Origin of the sequence: Chrysiogenes arsenatis DSM 11915 (assembly GCF_000469585.1) — a bacterium.
Taxonomy (GTDB): Bacteria; Chrysiogenota; Chrysiogenetes; order Chrysiogenales; family Chrysiogenaceae; genus Chrysiogenes; species Chrysiogenes arsenatis.
This window is the reverse complement of sequence record NZ_AWNK01000012.1, coordinates 44,086-60,875: the sequence shown is the minus strand read 5'-3', so window position 1 is coordinate 60,875 and position 16,790 is coordinate 44,086. Positions and strand designations below refer to the sequence as shown.

Below are 16,790 nucleotides of genomic sequence, written 5' to 3'. Positions count from 1 at the left end.
AGCTTCGGTGACAGCTTCGGTTGGAGCTTCGGTGACAGCTTCGGTTGGAGCTTCGGTGACAGCTTCGGTTGGAGCTTCGGTGACAGCTTCGGTTGGAGCTTCGGTGACAGCTTCGGTTGGAGCTTCGGTGACAGCTTCGGTTGGAGCTTCGGTGACAGCTTCGGTTGGAGCTTCGGTGACAGCTTCGGTTGGAGCTTCGGTGACAGCTTCGGTTGGAGCTTCGGTGACAGCTTCGGTTGGAGCTTCGGTGACAGCTTCGGTTGGAGCTTCGGTGACAGCTTCGGTTGGAGCTTCGGTGACAGCTTCGGTTGGAGCTTCGGTGACAGCTTCGGTTGGAGCTTCGGTGACAGCTTCGGTTGGAGCTTCGGTGACAGCTTCGGTTGGAGCTTCGGTGACAGCTTCGGTTGGAGCTTCGGTGACAGCTTCGGTTGGAGCTTCGGTGACAGCTTCGGTTGGAGCTTCGGTGACAGCTTCGGTTGGAGCTTCGGTGACAGCTTCGGTTGGAGCTTCGGTGACAGCTTCGGTTGGAGCTTCGGTGACAGCTTCGGTTGGAGCTTCGGTGACAGCTTCGGTTGGAGCTTCGGTGACAGCTTCGGTTGGAGCTTCGGTGACAGCTTCGGTTGGAGCTTCGGTGACAGCTTCGGTTGGAGCTTCGGTGACAGCTTCGGTTGGAGCTTCGGTGACAGCTTCGGTTGGAGCTTCGGTGACAGCTTCGGTTGGAGCTTCGGTGACAGCTTCGGTTGGAGCTTCGGTGACAGCTTCGGTTGGAGCTTCGGTGACAGCTTCGGTTGGAGCTTCGGTGACAGCTTCGGTTGGAGCTTCGGTGACAGCTTCAGCGGTGACGGGTTCCCCGCCACCTGCTGCTGACGCAGCAGCAAAGCTCGCCGTTCCTTCGTCTGGCGAGCTTTCACCGACTCCAACTTCGTTCAGATCTTCATCTTCGTTACGGCGATCGGTAAAGAGTTGTTCGGTGCCTACAGCACCACGATTATCGATGGCATCAGCAAGATTGCTGTCGAGTTCACCGGCTTCAATAAGAGTATCAAGAATAGAAAGGATTGTTGCATCATCTACTGTTGTAAGGTCGGTGTCGAAAACACCAGCTTCAAAAAAGGATTGATCAAGGCTAAAGGTCGCTGGACCTTCAAGGTCTATTGTCCTTCCGGTCGCTTCAAAAAGCACGCGGGCAAATTCACCGATGGTGAGCAAACCTCCGCTTTCGGAAATAAGATCGCGATCTTTCAGGATCTCTTCTATATCGCCACCTTGGGCAACTAAACCACGAATATCCGAAATAATTGCTATACTTGAAGCCATGGTACACCCCCGAGGATTTTTCTACTCTTATGCTAGATGGGGGTGTAATCAACTACAATTCTACTTTGGTAGTAGTGATGGGATTTTTATGTTTTTTTTATTATCAGCGCCAACGTTAGCCGGTCATTAATGTTCAGTTTGGTGAAAATAGACCCGATGTGTTTTTTTACGGTCGATTCTGCAATCGCAAGCACTTCACCGATCTTTGCGTTGCTCATCCCTTCGGCTACAAGAAGGGCAATTTTTTGTTCCTGAGGTGTCAGATGGGAAAGGATTTGGTTCACGCTCCACTGCGGATTGCTCGGCAACTTAGCGATAATGAATTGCATGAGTTCAGGATAAATCCATACGCTTCCCTGCCCAACAGTTTGAACTATTTGCGCGATAATATGGTGATTCGACAAACTATGACCATACCCACGAACACCTTGCCGGATTAACCAACACCCTTCGGTAAAATCAGGTCGATCACGCAAGGCAATCACTTTGGCAGACGGATAATCGTTCATCAATGCCTGACACCACTCAGCCGCCCCTGCACCGTAGCTATCTAAATGACAGAGAACAATCACTGTAACTTGCGGTGCTGCTTCAATCAACGCCACCATCTCTTGCTCAGTCGCTACGATACGTCCTTCAATACTCGGCACCTGTGCCACTTCTTTGCAGACTGCACGGCTGTGGGAATAAGCAATAACGCGCATGTCATCGCTCCGTAAGTGCGGATTGTTTGGTTTTCAGGATAGGTTTTAAGATATAGTCCATGATCGTTTTTTGGCCGGTTATGATACCCGCTTCCACTGTCATGCCGGGTTTAACGCGCAGCTCAGTTTTAGTCCCGACATGATCATTTTGCGCTCGAACGTGAACCATATACCATTCGTCTCGGCCATTATCGTCTTTAATGGTATCAGGCGATATATAGGAAACTGCGCCTTCAATCCCGCCGTAAATAACAAAATCAAACGCATTAATTTTGAGTTTTGCCATTTGCCCAGGGTAAATAAAGCCTATATCGGATGGTTTTATCTTCAATTCGGCAACAAAATAGTCTGTCTGTGGAACAATTTCCATCAGCGTGCGACCAGCCTGCACTGCGGCTCCGTGTGTTTTCACAGCTATGGTTTTCACCACACCGTCGACAGGAGAAAGCACCATAGTACGACGCACTTTATCTTTAAGTGCAATCAATATTTCATTTAGGCGTTCAATTTCGCCATTCACGCTGGTAAGTTCCTGTTCCGCATCTTTAATAAAACTCAATTGACTTTCACGCATCCCTTTTTCTAACTCACGAATTGACGATTGAATCGTCGGCAGCGATCCATCAATCGCATTCATTTCAGCTTCAAGATCATTATATCGTCGAACTTCTTGCATGAATGCGACGCGCGAAATAATGCCATCTTTGACCAATTGCTGTTTAATCTCCATTTCTTTGCTCAATAAAGTGTAGTTTTCACGGAGTGATCTTTGACGAGAGAGTGCATCTTGCAAATCGTTTTTCCGTTGCTGAAGCCTTTCATTTAGCACTGCCTGCGTTGCTGCCAGCTTTTGTTGATTCGTTCGATAGAGGCTCGCTTCGTACTCCATTGTACTTGGCCGCGACTCAACCACCATCGGATCATTAACCATTGGGACTCCCGCCGCTTCGGCCTTTAGCCGCGCTTGTTTTGCCCTCAGTTCCAGTAAGCGCAGCCAGTTTTTATCGTACTCAGTGGTATGCGTCAGATCGTGAAGTTTAATAATAGGTTGGCTTATAACTACCGTATCACCTTCTTTGACAAGCACTTCTTCGATAATACCCGCGTCAAGGGTGGAAACAGTTGCAATGTTGTCAGAAGTGATAATCTTCCCGCCAGATTTTACCATCTCATCTATCTTGGAAATCGACGCCCACACAAGGGCAAAAATAACAATAAACGCCCACAACCAAAGGACTTTCTGCAATCCACTTGCCGAACGAAGCAACACAGCCGAACTAAACGATGGCATAAAGGCCAAGACGTTCTTATCGTATTTTTTACTGATCATGTTGTCTTCATGGATTTTTTTAAGTTTTTTTGCTTGCGTAATATCATTACTGGCAAGCACAAACCCAATATGCTCACGCTGGTCGTTAAACAGCGGCTGAATAATTGTATCTGTCCAGATAATAATGTCGTGCTTTGATGAGTGTTTGATTTCCCCCTTCCATATGCTTTTTGTGATCCCTGCATCGCGAAATTGCTCTTTGAATTTCCCCATAGCACCTTTATCTATCAGGAAATCGTAAGAGCGATCTATCAGGTCAGAATGGCGATATCCAAAGAGATTACACAAGTTTGTGCTGACGTGTTTAATAATGCCCTGCGTATCGGTAAGCGCCAAAACAACATAATTATCAAGCAATTCACGATTCTGAAACCGGAAGCTCTTTGTCAGTTCTTCATCGCGCAATTTCTGTTCTACTTCAGGCATGAGAAACGTCCCTTCTCAATAAATATTTCACCACCGCGCACGGTAAAAGTTGCAAATGATCTGCTTGCCTACTCATGGATTTCAGGAAACAAGGCGACTTCGGGAACAAAAAGAGTTTTTTCGGGGGTACTGTATTCGCCAGCATCATAATAACTATCTACTAAAAAGCTCCCATTCACTCGTTTGGAAGACCGGAAAATTCGTCCAGCGCTCCAGCTCAACTGTATTGCCCCAGTCTCATCCGTCAGCGCCGCATCCCGAATCAGTTGAAACAAAACCGGCTCGAACGAAAGAGATGCCAAGCTAGGATTCGCGTGGTAGGAGTAATGGCGATACTTAAAATCATCTACAAGTATTGTCCCCTGAAATTTCGCCATTTGTAATTCTACATTTTTTATAGCATTGCCGTAATGCACCAACACCATTTGATCTTCCTCATTCCGTGCAGCAAGCACGTCGAGTCGCTTTTCGACATGAGCGAGCCGATGGCGCAGATCAAGCAGATGAGCTATCTCTGCATCAGAATACGGATGTTTCGGAGCACAGCCTGCCACCACAATTAGTACGGAAAAAATCATTCCAAGCATTATCTTTTTCATGCCTTACGACTCCCACTTTGACAGACCATTTCAGCTGCGTAGTTTTTGAATTATTTCGTCTCGCGAGCCATCCATCACGACAAGCCCTTCGTCCAACACAATAATCCGATCCACAAGCGCCAGAAGCGATGTTTTATGTGTGACCAGAATCATAGTTTTTGTCGCAAGATACGTGCGCATCCGATTGATGAAGAGTTGCTCCGTTGAACTGTCCATCTGATTTGTCGGCTCATCAAGAAGCACCATTGGACTATCAAGCAGCAACGAACGCGCAATAGAAACGCATTGCCGCTGACCACCGGAAAGCAAGGATCCTTTTTCACCAACAGGAATATCGAAACCTTTCGGATGGCGCTGTACAAAGTCCATTACGCCACTTACCTCAGCCACACGAAGAAAGTCCTCGTCATCAGAATGAGGCGCGCGATAAATAATATTTTCTTTGATAGTTCCGGAAAAAAGCAGTGGCTCTTGGGCTACATAGGCAATATTTTTGCGCAACTCGGCAGGGTCAAGTTGTTTAATATCAATGCCATCAATCAAAATAGCCCCTTCATCAGCGTAATACAGCGCAGTGAGCATTTTTTGAATAGTTGATTTCCCTGAGCCTATCTTGCCAAGAACGGCAACTTTTTCGCCAGGCTCGATGGTGAAAGAGACATTTCGCAGTGTCTCTTTCGCACTCCCCGGATACGTAAAACTTACTCCCCGAAAATCAATTTTTCCTCGGTACTCTGGGCGAGCAATGAATTTTTTCCCATGAGGATGCTCGACAGGGAGATTCATCAGATCATCAAGAGCTTTGTACGAGGTTTTCGTGTGCTCCCACGTAGCCAGCAAACTCGCAACCTGCCCCATAGGAGCAATCGTGCGTGACGAAATAATAACTACAGCGATTAACCCGCCCATGGATAAATTCATATCTATAATCATATAGACGCCAAGAATTATAATCAGTACCGTATTAAGTTGAAGCAAAAAAGACGTTATTGTTGTGATAGATGCTGAGATAACTTTCGTATTGATGCTTTTTTCGGCAATATCTGCTGTCGCCTCTTCCCACTTCCACTGCGCATACCCAAGCGAGCCAAGAGCCTTCAGTGTTTCAATTGAAGAAAGGCTCTCGATCAACACACCGTTTTTCGCTGAACCGGCACCATAAGACTCTTTGATACTTTCATTGAGTTTGCCACGAGCATAATGTGTGTACAAGAGAATGAGTATAATCACTGTAATTGGCACCAAAACTACTGAGCCGCCAATGTAGTAGATCACCCACAAAAAGATAACCACGAAGGGGAGATCAATAAGCAACGTAACCGTTGAAGAGGTAAGAAATGAACGGATACTTTCGAATTCTTTGACTATATTCGCGAGCGACCCAATCGAGTTGGGTAATGAGGACATCCGCAAATCCAATATCCGCTCGAATATGATAGATGACGCAATAATATCCGTCTTTTTACCCGCCGTTTCTAGGAAATACGAACGGAGAAACTTCAGTAGCACGTCCACCACATATACTACGCCAATACCGATCGAAAGAACCCAAAGCGTGTCTACTGCGCCGTTCGGTACCACTCGATCATACACATTCATAGTAAAAAGCGGCGTTGCGAGCACAAAAATATTGATCAAAAATGATGCCACTATGACATCACGATAGATTTCTTTGACTATCTTAAATGCCCCCCAGAACCAGTGGTTTTCACGGACACTCTGAATGCCAAGCTCTTTTTCTTCTAATTGAATCTCTTTTTTGAGAAGTATGGAAATGCCGAAGTAGCGCTGCTCAAGTTCGGCCAACGCTACCGTGTTTTCAACATCTGGAAGCTCTGGGAGTATAACTCGTGCATGGGTCATTTCGTCATTGAACCCCAACAAAACACAGGCCGCAACATCATCATCAGAGTGACGGCCGTGAAGCAGCAAAATAGACGGAAGAAGCAACGGATTTATTTCGCGCAATTTTGTTTTGAATATTTTCGTTCTAAATCCCGCCCGAGCAGCAGCACGAGAAAAGAGCGATTTTGAACTTTTTTTTGAAAATAATGTCGGGGTATTCCGCCCCTGTTCTATTGGGAGTCCCGCGACCAACGACTCCTGCGTGTATGGCCGCCCATTAAGCTTGCAGTAGATCACTAAACTATCGAGAACCGGGTCTCCTTTATACTTCCGGAGAATATCCTCGTGAAATTCTGTGTTTTCATGCCCTTTCATGGATGGCTCTCGCCAATTTGTTCAACAAATGGCGCAGTGAAGGAAGATTTGATTTTACTGCGTGCGTGAGAAACCATCAGTTTGTTTGAATCGGTAATGAGTTCTTCTGGGGAACTATTATGATACCCCTCATTAATCGGTTGTAAATGGCGAGAGCGAAGCCACCCATCACCAATCCTCACCCATCCACTATCCTCTTTCCCACCGCACACCTGCTCACCAAAAGTAAACAACCCGACAACGGCACTCCAGCGATCTGGTGCTGCGCGATGATTGAGCTGCTGCGCCGTGACCGTATAACAGGAGTGCTCGAGAGGCACCTTTTCGATGGGTACGGTTTTGCCCTCGCTTTTGCCACCTTGTTGTGTATCTCCAACCGATTTCGGCTCACCGAAAGGCACAGATGATCCCGATGACCAATCAAGAGCAAACCTATTTAAAGAATCACTAAAACCCCTTTGGGAATCCGATACCGGCAGGTTGGCATCTCGCGAAGGCTCTGAAAATCGAGAAACTTCGGTCACATTCTCACCAGCAACCGTACCACCAAAACGGCCTTCATCGCGTACTAATGTGGCTGCAAGCGCCCCTGTCCCTTCAAGTACGCGATATTTTGCCAAAACAGCCTCAAATTCTGCTCGAATAACCATCTTTTGAGCATTAACACTCTCTTCTTCCGCCTCAAGCACGGAGTTTAAGTCAACCGTACCAAGATCAAATTCAGTGAGGGTCGTCCGTAGTACTTGCCCTTTAGAGAAGGCAAAATCTTTGGCAGAGAGGATGTTGCTTTCGCCCATTTCGAGTGTATTCCACGCCAATCTCAACCGATTTTCAATTTGCTGCTCAGTTTGCTGCAAAAGGATTTTTTTCTCTTCCACATAACGGAGCCCCTTTTCACCAAGCGCCTGATCACGCCCACCACGGTAAATATTATAGCGCACCTCTATACCCACACTGAACTCATCGGTAGCAGATCCTACGCTAGGTATTTCATCACCTTGGCGATAACGGCTAATCAGGTCAATTGCAGGTTTCATCCGCTTATCGTCCCGACGGTATTCATAGAGAGCAACACTAATATTATTCAGCGAAACCTTCATGGAGGGATGTTCCAAAAGAGCAATACGAAGCGCGTCATCTAACGAATTCGGCAATGCAGCATAGAAGCGGGGCAAAACAAGCTCATCCGCACTCACCTCTGTCTGCACGAAATCACGAAGCAGTACGAGTGACTCACGAAAATTCTTCCTTTGAACAGTCATATTGACAGTCGCTTCGTTCAGCTTTGCTAGCGATCGCTCCAGCTCTAAACGCGTACCATGACCGGAATCAACCTTGCGTTTTACTTTTTCAAAAATATCTTTATTCACACGCCACGAATCATTTGCAAGCTTCAAAAGTGCTTGTTCCTGCAACACCGTTAGATATGCTTCAACATAGCGCAAAGCTGTCTGATTCGATATCTCTCGCAAATAATACTCGGCTGATACCCGTCGACTCTCCTGTAAACTCCGCTCATATTGGGCGTCGCCGCCATCGTAAAGTGGCTGAGTCAGAATCAATTCCCAATGAGAGGTGTTACGACGATAATCACTGAACGAATTTCCTGAATCTCTAAGCTCCTCTCGTTGCATACGTCCGATAGCATCCAGACGCGGTCGAACAAGAGCACGCGCAGCATCAATATCGCGATCAATAATCACGGTATTATTTTTTCGCACCAACAGATCAGTATTGTTTTCAAGAGCACGCAGAAAACCCTCATGGAGTGTAAACGCCACTGAGGAGGAGACCGCAAGAACGGGAATCAACAACGAAATAATAGAACGCTTTACCAGCATAATCCCACCTATCACGTTCGCAACGTAATGTAAAAACGGCGCCTCGGCAACGTATCTGAGTTCACAAATACAAAAAAAACACATGGAGTGTCAAGGCTTAATATCTCAGTAAACTCACTAAATAATACGATGTTTCCGTTATCGCTCAATGCAGCAAAATATCACACTACCGTCGCCTGACACACCCCCTTGAGCCCTCGACATCACCTCCCATCACTTTCGCAATAGTTTTCCACCATTCCATGAAATTTTGATTGTTTCTCACATTCCCCCCGATTATCATGATCGCCATACATTCGATCACATTAAAAAGGAATTCTCTCCATGAAAAAACTCTTCGGCACCGATGGCATCCGCGGCGAAGCAGGCTGCTTTCCTATGACGGCTGACTTTGTGCTTAAAGTGGGAATGGCCGTCGCCAATTTGTTTAGCGACGGATCACAGAAACGTAAAATCGTTATCGGGAAAGATACCCGCCGCTCTGGATATATGCTCGAAAACTCGCTCGTAGCTGGCATAACCGCTGCTGGTGTTGATGCCGTTTTGCTTGGCCCATTACCAACTCCCGGCATTGCGTATATGACCAAAACCCTCCGTGCCGACGCGGGCATTGTCCTCTCCGCCTCACATAATCCCTATTACGACAACGGTATTAAAATCTTTGATCAGCACGGCTTTAAACTTGATGACGAACTGGAGTTACGCATCGAAAAAAGTCTTCAAGAAGGGATATCCGACGCGTGGATGGCGAAACGTGATCGCCTTGGAAAAGCGAAACGGATAGAAGGGGCGATGGAACGCTATATCGAATACTGCAAAAGCTCGTTCCCGCGTGGCATGACCCTTGAGGGGCTGAAAATCGTTGTCGACTGCGCCAATGGTGCGGCTTATAAAGTGGCTCCCGAAGTATTTCGCGAGCTCCGTGCGGAAGTTATTCCCATCCATTGTTATCCAGATGGAACGAATATCAACAAAGAGTGCGGCGCCACCAATGTCAACAGTTTGGCGCAAGCCGTTGTAGCCTCGAATGCCGACATCGGCATTGCGCTGGATGGTGATGCGGATCGCTTAATTGTGGTCGATCGCTTTGGACAAACCGTAGACGGCGATCAACTGATCGGCATTGCCGCCCATTATTTAAAGCAGCGCGCCGCTCTGCGCGGTGGCGCTGTTGTTACCACGGTTATGAGCAACATTGGCTTAGAGCGCTACCTAGAATCTATCGACCTCAAACTCATCCGCACCAATGTTGGCGACCGCTACGTGCTTGACCGGATGCGCTTTGGCGGCTTTAACCTTGGTGGCGAACAATCGGGACACCTCATTTTCCTGGACTACGCCAATACTGGTGACGGCATCGTCAGTGCGCTGCAGATTCTCGCCATTATGGTTCAGGAAGGGAAAAATATCGATGCCCTCGCCAGCCGCGTGCCGCGCTTCCCGCAAGTGCTCATCAACCGGACGGTATCGAAAAAAACACCGATAGAAGATCTCCCACGCACTACCAAACGGATTGCCGAAATCGACGCCCTCCTTGGCAACAGTGGCCGCACGCTCATCCGCTATTCTGGTACAGAAAATAAAATTCGCGTCATGCTTGAAGGTGACGACCAAACACAAATACAACAATGGGCAGAAGAGCTTGCCGAACTCATTGTCACTGAAATCGGAGCCTGACGCGATGAGCCTTCCCCATCACCCGTACGACAGAATCAAAACCCTTATTGACCGCTTGCTGGCTCCGGACGGATGCCCGTGGGATCGCGAACAGAGCCACCAAACACTCCGCCAATACGTTATTGAAGAAGCATACGAAGTGGTCGACGCCATCGATAGCGGCAGTATGGAGCACCTCAAAGAAGAGTTGGGCGACCTGCTTTTCCAGGTTTTCTTTCACAGTGCGTTTGCGAGCGAGGCAGGACATTTTTCCATCGACGATGTTATTGAGGCCGTTTGCGAAAAGATGGTGCGCCGTCACCCCCATGTTTTTGGCGACGAAACCCTCGACACCGCACAAGCCGTGTTGGATCAATGGAGCGAAATCAAGAAGCAGGAAAAAGGCCATGCTCCGCACAGCGCCCTCGACAGCACACCCCGCGCCCTCCCTGCCCTCAGTAAAGCCTGTAAATTCCAGAAAAAAGCAGCCAAAATAGGCTTTGATTGGCCAAGTGCCGAAGGGGTCTTTGCCAAACTTGATGAAGAAATTGCCGAGATACGCGAAGCCATCGCCGCGCCGCATTTGACGCAAGACGCCATCGAACAGGAAGTTGGCGATCTGCTCTTTACCGTCGTCAATCTAGCGCGCAAACTGGGCGTGGAACCGGAAGTCGCGCTAAACCGAACCAACGGCAAATTTGCACGACGTTTCCGCCATGTAGAAACACAAACAGCCAACGCACCATCCGGTTCGTACTCGCCAGAACAATTGGAACATTTTTGGGAAGAAGCCAAGCAAACAGAAATGTAACGTTCACATCGGTTGCTCAATAACCCCCAGTTCAAGGAGTCCCGCATGAAGCAAATCATGGATCAGCAAGAGATCGAGCACGCCATCACTCGCGTGGCGATGACGATTATCGAAAACCACAAAGAGCTTAGCACCACAATGATTCTGGGAATCCGTACGCGTGGCGAGTACCTCGCGAAACGCCTGACAACTGCCCTAGAGCGACTCTCCGGCATCGCCGTCCCCTGCGGCGTGATGGACATCACGCTCTACCGCGACGATCTTTCCATGGCGAATTCCGCACCCGTTTTTCAAGGAAACAGCATCCCTTTCCCTGTGCAAGGCAAGCGGATCATTCTGGTTGACGACGTTATTTTCACCGCTCGAACACTGCGCAGTGCCATGTATGCCGTTATGGATCAAGGGCGCCCACAGTCTATTGAAGTATTTGCGCTGATTGATCGTGGCCATAATGAACTGCCACTCTATGCTCGCTATAAAGGGAAACACGTCCAAACATCGCGCAGCGAAGAGGTTCTCGTCAAACTCAGCGAATTGGATGGCGAAGATTCCGTCTGGATACACGATCCAAACCAACAGGGAGCATAAAAATGGCATTCACACAAAAGCACATTCTCGGCATGTATCACCTTGAAAAGAGCGACATTATTACCCTACTCGATACCGCGCAAGGCTTTAAAGAGGTCAGCAACCGTGTCATCAAGAAAGTTCCAACCCTGAAAGGGCGGACACAAATCAATATGTTCTTTGAAAACTCGACCCGCACCCGCACCTCGTTTGAAATTGCCGGCAAGCGGCTCAGTGCCGATACCATCAACTTCAGCTCTTCAACTTCTTCGACCACCAAAGGCGAAACGCTGATGGATACCGCCAAGAATATCATGGCGATGAAACCCGACGTCATCGTGGTGCGCCATCAAGTTTCCGGCATCCCCAAACTCCTCGCTGAGAACCTTGACGCCAGCATTATCAACGCAGGCGATGGCGCTCACGAGCACCCATCACAAGCCCTGCTGGATATGTTCACCATCCGCGAACACTTTGGCACCCTCGATGGCCTGAACGTACTCATTGTCGGCGACGTCGCCCATAGCCGTGTCGCGCGTTCAGACCTCATCGGCATGACACGCCTCGGCGCCAATGTTGCGTTCTGCGCCCCGCGCACCATGATGCCACGTCAATTCCATGTACCAGGCATTACGATTTCCTCAGATTTTGAAAAAATGCTCCCCTGGGCCGATGTTGTGATCATGCTGCGGATACAACTGGAGCGGATGCACGGCACACCACTTTTTCCCGGCGTCGAAGAGTATTCTCGTCAGTGGGGGCTCAATAAACGGCGTCTGAATCTAATGCGCAAAGATGCCATCATCCTGCACCCTGGACCCGTCAACCGCGGCGTAGAGCTGGCTCCTGATGTGGCCGACGGTGAGCGCAGCGTTATCCTTGAGCAGGTAGAAAACGGTGTTGCCGTGCGCATGAGCATGCTCTATCACATCCTGCACACACAGGAAGAGGGATGACGCTCCTCAGCGCAGATGAAGTTGACGCCGTCATCACCGCATTAACGGCCACCTATCCCGACGCCCGCCCCGAACTTGACTTTCGCAACCCATACGAACTTATGGTTGCCGTAGTGCTCTCGGCACAGTGCACTGACAAGCGAGTGAACCTGGTAACGCGTGAGCTGTTCGCGCGTTATCCTTGTGTCGACGATTTAGCCGCCGCGCAGTACGACGATGTCGCCGCCATCATCCGCACCTGTGGACTGTTTCAGACGAAAGCGCGCAATATTATTGCCGCCAGCCAAATGGTGCGCGATTCCTTTCAGAGCACCATCCCCATGCAACGGGAACTCCTGATGCAACTCCCGGGCGTAGGGCGCAAAAGCGCCAATGTGATTATCAGTTGCGCCGGAAACGGCAATGCCATCGCCGTCGATACGCATGTATTTCGGGTCAGTAAACGGATTGGATTATCGGATGGAAAAAACGTCTGGCAGGTGGAACAAGACCTCATGCAAGCAACGCCAGAAAACATCTGGTCGCATTTACATCACATCCTTATATTTCATGGACGGCGCTGTTGCGATGCTCGCAAGCCGGAGTGCTTGCGCTGCCCCGTAAACACGACGTGCCGCTGGCCGGAAAAACGACAAGCCGACTAAGCAAATGCTTATCGGCTTTTCCGTTTTTTCCCTGTCAGCGTGCAAGAGTCAGATCAAAGACGTTTACGCTTGCGCGGCACTCGCCAAGGCTAATTTTTTTGCAGCTTGTGCAAGGCGCGAAGTTTTCCGGCTGGCCGTAGACTTCGGAATAACACCTTTGGAAGCGGCTTTTGCAAGCTTCTTCTGGCATGTAACCAGCATTTCCTTCACGACTTCCTGATCACCAGCCACGACGGCCTTCTCAAACTTTTTATTGAAAGTTCTCAGGGTAGTTTTAATGTAGCTGTTGCGTTGCTTGCGCTTGAGTGACTGGCGAATCCGCTTTTTCGCCGAAGCTGTATGAGCCAAGTTGTCCTCCTGTGATATAAATTGACAAGCGGAGCGTATACCACAGAGAAAATCATAAAGTCAAATAGAGTTGTTGTTTCTTTTGTGTCTTCTTTCGCGCTTGCATTCTCCAACCCGATACGATATAAACCCTCGGTTCAAATAAAACGCACACACTCCCTTCTCCCGTGAACGGTTCTTTGAGGAGTGTGGAGGACAAACGGAGGCTTTACATGTCCACGATCACTATGAAACAGTTACTTGAAGCTGGTGTCCACTTCGGCCACCAAACCCGCCGTTGGAACCCGAAAATGAAGAAATACATCTTCGGCGACCGCAATGGTATTCACATCATCGACCTGCAAAAAACCCTTAAACTCTTTCGCAAAGCCTACGACGACGTTCGCCTCGACTCACGCGACGGCGCGCGCTTCCTTTTCGTTGGCACCAAGAAACAAGCGCAGGATGCGATTCGCGAAGAAGCACTCCGTTGCGGCATGTACTTCATCAATCACCGCTGGCTCGGAGGCTTACTTACCAACTTTGGTACGATCAAAACTCGCGTAGCACGCCTCAAGCAGCTTGATGCGCTGGCAGAAGAAAACTATGCTGGCTACTCAAAACTCGAAGGCAGCAAGCTGGAAAAAGAACGCGCCAAACTTGAGCGCAACCTCGGCGGAATCCGCGATATGGAAACGCTGCCAGAAGCAATGATCATTATTGACCCGAAGAACGAACACAACGCTGTCGTTGAAGCTCGTCAGCTTGGTATCAAAACCATCGCCGTTCTTGACAGCAACTGCGACCCAGACCTTATCGATCTCCCAATTCCTGGTAACGATGACGCCATTCGCGCGATCCGTTTAATCTGCTCCAAACTCGCTGACGCTATCCTTGAAGGAAAAAACAAGCTTGACGAGCAAGGTGGCGACATTACTGGCGAAGAGAGCGAATTCATTTCTGAAGAGATCACTGAAGAAGAAGCAGAGGAAGTATAATCATGGCTGAAATTACTGCAGGAATGGTCAAAGATCTGCGCGAAAAAACTGGCGCAGGGATGATGGACTGTAAAAAAGCACTGAATGAAACAAACGGAAATATGGAAGAAGCCGTCGATTACCTCCGCAAAAAAGGTCTTTCGGCAGCTGCGAAAAAAGCAGGCCGTGTCGCAGCAGAAGGAATGGTTGTGGCATACGATGCGAATGGCATCGGCGTTATCGCAGAAATCAATTCCGAAACTGACTTCGTAGCGAAAAACGTTGAATTCCAAAACTTCGCACTTGATATTGCAAAACTCGTTGCTGACAAAGACCCAGCTAGCGTTGAAGAACTGCTCACCCTTATCACTCCTGCCGGAATCCCCGTGCAAGAAGAGCTGAACCACAAAATAGCAAAAATTGGCGAAAACATGTCGATTCGTCGCTTTGTACGCGCCGCAGGCAACCCAGTAGCCACCTACACGCACATGGGCGGCAAAATTGGTGTTGTCGTAAGCCTGCAAGGTGGAAGCGCCGACTTAGCCAAAGATCTCTGCTTGCACGTAGCAGCGGCAAATCCACTCTTCCTTGATCAAAACTCGGTTGACGCGGACTACCTTGCGAAAGAAGAAGAGATTTTCACCGCGAAAGCCGTTGAATCTGGCAAACCCGAAAAAATCATCCCGAACATCGTCAAAGGGCAAGTTGAAAAACTTCTCAAAGACGTGTGCTTGGTGAACCAGACATTTGTCAAAGACCCTGATAAAACAATCAAGCAATTGCTCAGCGAAGCAGGTGCGACATTACTCTCTTTCACCCGTTACCAGCTTGGCGAAGGGATTGAAAAGAAAGAATGCAATTTTGCAGAAGAAGTTATGCAGCAGGTTCAGGGAGCCCGCTAACTCTTAGAAACACAAAAAGCTCAAGGCAACTTGAGCTTTTTTTTTGCAAAAAACCTGAGTGGAAACACTCCTGACACTACCGGAGGAACGAATGGCACACTATGAACGGGTACTGCTGAAAATCAGCGGCGAAGCGTTAATGGGACAACTGGGCTATGGCATTGACCCGACGGTCGCCACCAACATCGCCAAAGAAATAAAAAAAGCACTGAGCCACAATATTCAGATTGCTCTGGTTATTGGCGGCGGGAACATCTTCCGCGGAGTCGCCGCTAGTGCCAAAGGGATGGATCGTTCCACCGCGGACTACATGGGCATGCTCGCCACCATGATCAATGCCCTCGCCATGCAAGACGCACTCGAAAAACTTCACGTACCGACACGTGTCTTGTCGGCCATTGAAATGAACTCCATAGCCGAACCGTACATCCGCCGCCGTGCCGTGCGCCACCTCGAAAAAGGTCGCGTGGTTATTTTCGGCGCGGGAACGGGCAACCCGTACTTTTCGACGGATACCGCTGCCGCACTGCGCGCGAACGAAATCGGCGCGCAAATCATTATGAAAGCAACGTCGGTTGATGGCATCTACGATAGCGACCCCAAAAAGAATCCAGATGCCGTGCGCTTTGACACGATCAGCCACATTGATCTGCTCAAAAAAGAACTCAAAGTGATGGACTCCACCGCAGCGAGTTTATGTATGGACAATCAGATTCCCATTGTGGTATTCAGCCTGAAAGTTGAAGGCAACATTTACCGTGTTTTATGCGGTGAAAAAATCGGGACGATAGTTGAGGGTTAACACATGGTTCAAGATATTTATACCGAGATGAATGACAAAATGACCAAAGCGGTCGAGGCGACCAAGAAAGAATTTACCACGCTGCGTACTGGGCGGGCATCCACGAACATCCTTGACAGCGTGCGGGTCAATTACTACGGCAATCCATCACCTCTCTCACAAATCGGCACCGTAACGGTCAGTGACGCGACAACCCTGCTCATCACCCCGTGGGAATCGAACATCATCGCCGAAGTTGAAAAGGCGATCATGGCAGCCAACCTCGGCCTGACTCCGGGCAATGACGGAAAAACCATCCGCCTCAGCGTGCCACCACTGACCGAAGAACGGCGTAAAGATCTTGCCAAACAGGTAAAGAAATTTGCCGAAGAGGGGAAAGTCGCCATCCGCAACATCCGCCGCCACGGCAATGATCTGGTCAAGGAACTGGAAAAAGATAAAACCATTGCCGAAGATCAGGCCAAAAAAGCCCAAGATGAAATTCAAAAAATTACCGATGGTTACAGCAAGAAAATTGACGATCTCGCAAAAGCCAAAGAGCTGGAGCTGATGAAAGTGTAACCTGACGTTTCAGGAAGAAATTTACTCTCCCCACACGCGATGAAAACCCCGATATGCACCGCTCTCCACCTGAGCGAACACGTCCCTCAGGCTTCGAGAGACCGCAGATTGGGGTTTTTCATCAACCAGTGTGAGCCGTTTTACAGGTAG

15 protein-coding genes and 1 pseudogene are annotated in these 16,790 nt (G+C 48.9%); 9 read left to right on the top strand and 7 right to left on the bottom strand.

The annotated features are described in order from the left end of the window. From P304_RS17255 to P304_RS0109900, 6 genes and pseudogenes are all read right to left on the bottom strand, one after another. Positions 1-1,317, bottom strand: a pseudogene (locus P304_RS17255) (hypothetical protein); the annotation flags it as partial. Between the two features lie 86 nt (positions 1,318-1,403). Further along, positions 1,404-2,021, bottom strand: coding sequence for a response regulator transcription factor (locus tag P304_RS0109920; protein ID WP_027390421.1), 618 nt, complete (start codon positions 2,019-2,021; stop codon positions 1,404-1,406). A 1-nt stretch (position 2,022) separates the two neighbouring features. Then, on the bottom strand, positions 2,023-3,708 hold the full coding sequence (locus P304_RS0109915; protein ID WP_160165052.1) for an HlyD family type I secretion periplasmic adaptor subunit: 1,686 nt from the start codon (positions 3,706-3,708) through the stop codon (positions 2,023-2,025). Between the two features lie 137 nt (positions 3,709-3,845). Continuing rightward, the gene (locus P304_RS0109910; protein ID WP_027390419.1) at positions 3,846-4,376 is read right to left on the bottom strand and encodes a hypothetical protein; all 531 of its coding nucleotides are present in this window, start codon (positions 4,374-4,376) and stop codon (positions 3,846-3,848) included. A gap of 30 nt (positions 4,377-4,406) precedes the next feature. Continuing rightward, complete coding sequence (locus P304_RS0109905; RefSeq protein WP_034765101.1) at positions 4,407-6,596, bottom strand: type I secretion system permease/ATPase; 2,190 nt, start codon at positions 6,594-6,596, stop codon at positions 4,407-4,409. Then, positions 6,593-8,437, bottom strand: a complete 1,845-nt coding sequence (locus tag P304_RS0109900; protein ID WP_027390417.1) for a TolC family protein — start codon at positions 8,435-8,437, stop codon at positions 6,593-6,595. The genes P304_RS0109905 and P304_RS0109900 overlap by 4 nt, the downstream gene beginning before the upstream one ends. Before the next feature lie 324 nt (positions 8,438-8,761). On the opposite strand from P304_RS0109900, the gene glmM reads away from it, so the two are divergent. Genes glmM through nth form a run of 5 tightly spaced genes read left to right on the top strand, consistent with a single transcriptional unit; the run spans position 8,762 to position 13,071 of the window. Continuing rightward, a complete protein-coding gene (glmM, locus tag P304_RS0109890; RefSeq protein ID WP_027390416.1) occupies positions 8,762-10,114 on the top strand; it encodes a phosphoglucosamine mutase in 1,353 nt (450 codons plus the stop codon). Between the two features lie 4 nt (positions 10,115-10,118). Continuing rightward, positions 10,119-10,904 carry a nucleoside triphosphate pyrophosphohydrolase gene (gene mazG / locus P304_RS0109885; protein WP_027390415.1) on the top strand — a complete coding sequence of 262 codons (786 nt, stop codon included), beginning with the start codon at positions 10,119-10,121 and terminating at the stop codon, positions 10,902-10,904. A gap of 45 nt (positions 10,905-10,949) precedes the next feature. Further along, positions 10,950-11,492, top strand: coding sequence for a bifunctional pyr operon transcriptional regulator/uracil phosphoribosyltransferase PyrR (pyrR, locus tag P304_RS0109880; RefSeq protein ID WP_027390414.1), 543 nt, complete (start codon positions 10,950-10,952; stop codon positions 11,490-11,492). 2 nt (positions 11,493-11,494) lie between these two features. Further along, the gene (locus P304_RS0109875; RefSeq protein WP_027390413.1) at positions 11,495-12,427 is read left to right on the top strand and encodes an aspartate carbamoyltransferase catalytic subunit; all 933 of its coding nucleotides are present in this window, start codon (positions 11,495-11,497) and stop codon (positions 12,425-12,427) included. Next, positions 12,424-13,071 (top strand): endonuclease III, encoded by a 648-nt coding sequence (gene nth / locus P304_RS0109870; RefSeq protein WP_027390412.1) that lies wholly within the window; start codon positions 12,424-12,426, stop codon positions 13,069-13,071. The genes P304_RS0109875 and nth overlap by 4 nt, the downstream gene beginning before the upstream one ends. 63 nt (positions 13,072-13,134) lie before the next feature. Here nth and rpsT read toward each other — a convergent pair whose 3' ends face one another. Beyond that, entirely contained in the window at positions 13,135-13,419 is a 285-nt protein-coding gene (rpsT, locus tag P304_RS0109865; RefSeq protein WP_027390411.1) for a 30S ribosomal protein S20, read from the bottom strand. Positions 13,420-13,631: 212 nt separating this feature from the next. Here rpsT and rpsB point away from each other — a divergent pair, with 212 nt between their 5' ends. From rpsB to frr, 4 genes are all read left to right on the top strand, one after another. Continuing rightward, a complete protein-coding gene (rpsB, locus tag P304_RS0109860) occupies positions 13,632-14,396 on the top strand; it encodes a 30S ribosomal protein S2 (protein WP_027390410.1) in 765 nt (254 codons plus the stop codon). A gap of 2 nt (positions 14,397-14,398) precedes the next feature. Further along, entirely contained in the window at positions 14,399-15,277 is an 879-nt protein-coding gene (gene tsf / locus P304_RS0109855) for a translation elongation factor Ts (RefSeq protein WP_027390409.1), read from the top strand. A 91-nt stretch (positions 15,278-15,368) separates the two neighbouring features. Beyond that, the gene (pyrH, locus tag P304_RS0109850) at positions 15,369-16,079 is read left to right on the top strand and encodes a UMP kinase (protein ID WP_027390408.1); all 711 of its coding nucleotides are present in this window, start codon (positions 15,369-15,371) and stop codon (positions 16,077-16,079) included. Positions 16,080-16,082: 3 nt separating this feature from the next. Further along, positions 16,083-16,640: a ribosome recycling factor gene (frr, locus tag P304_RS0109845; protein ID WP_027390407.1), complete on the top strand. Its 558-nt coding sequence runs from the start codon at positions 16,083-16,085 to the stop codon at positions 16,638-16,640. Positions 16,641-16,790 lie beyond the last annotated feature (150 nt).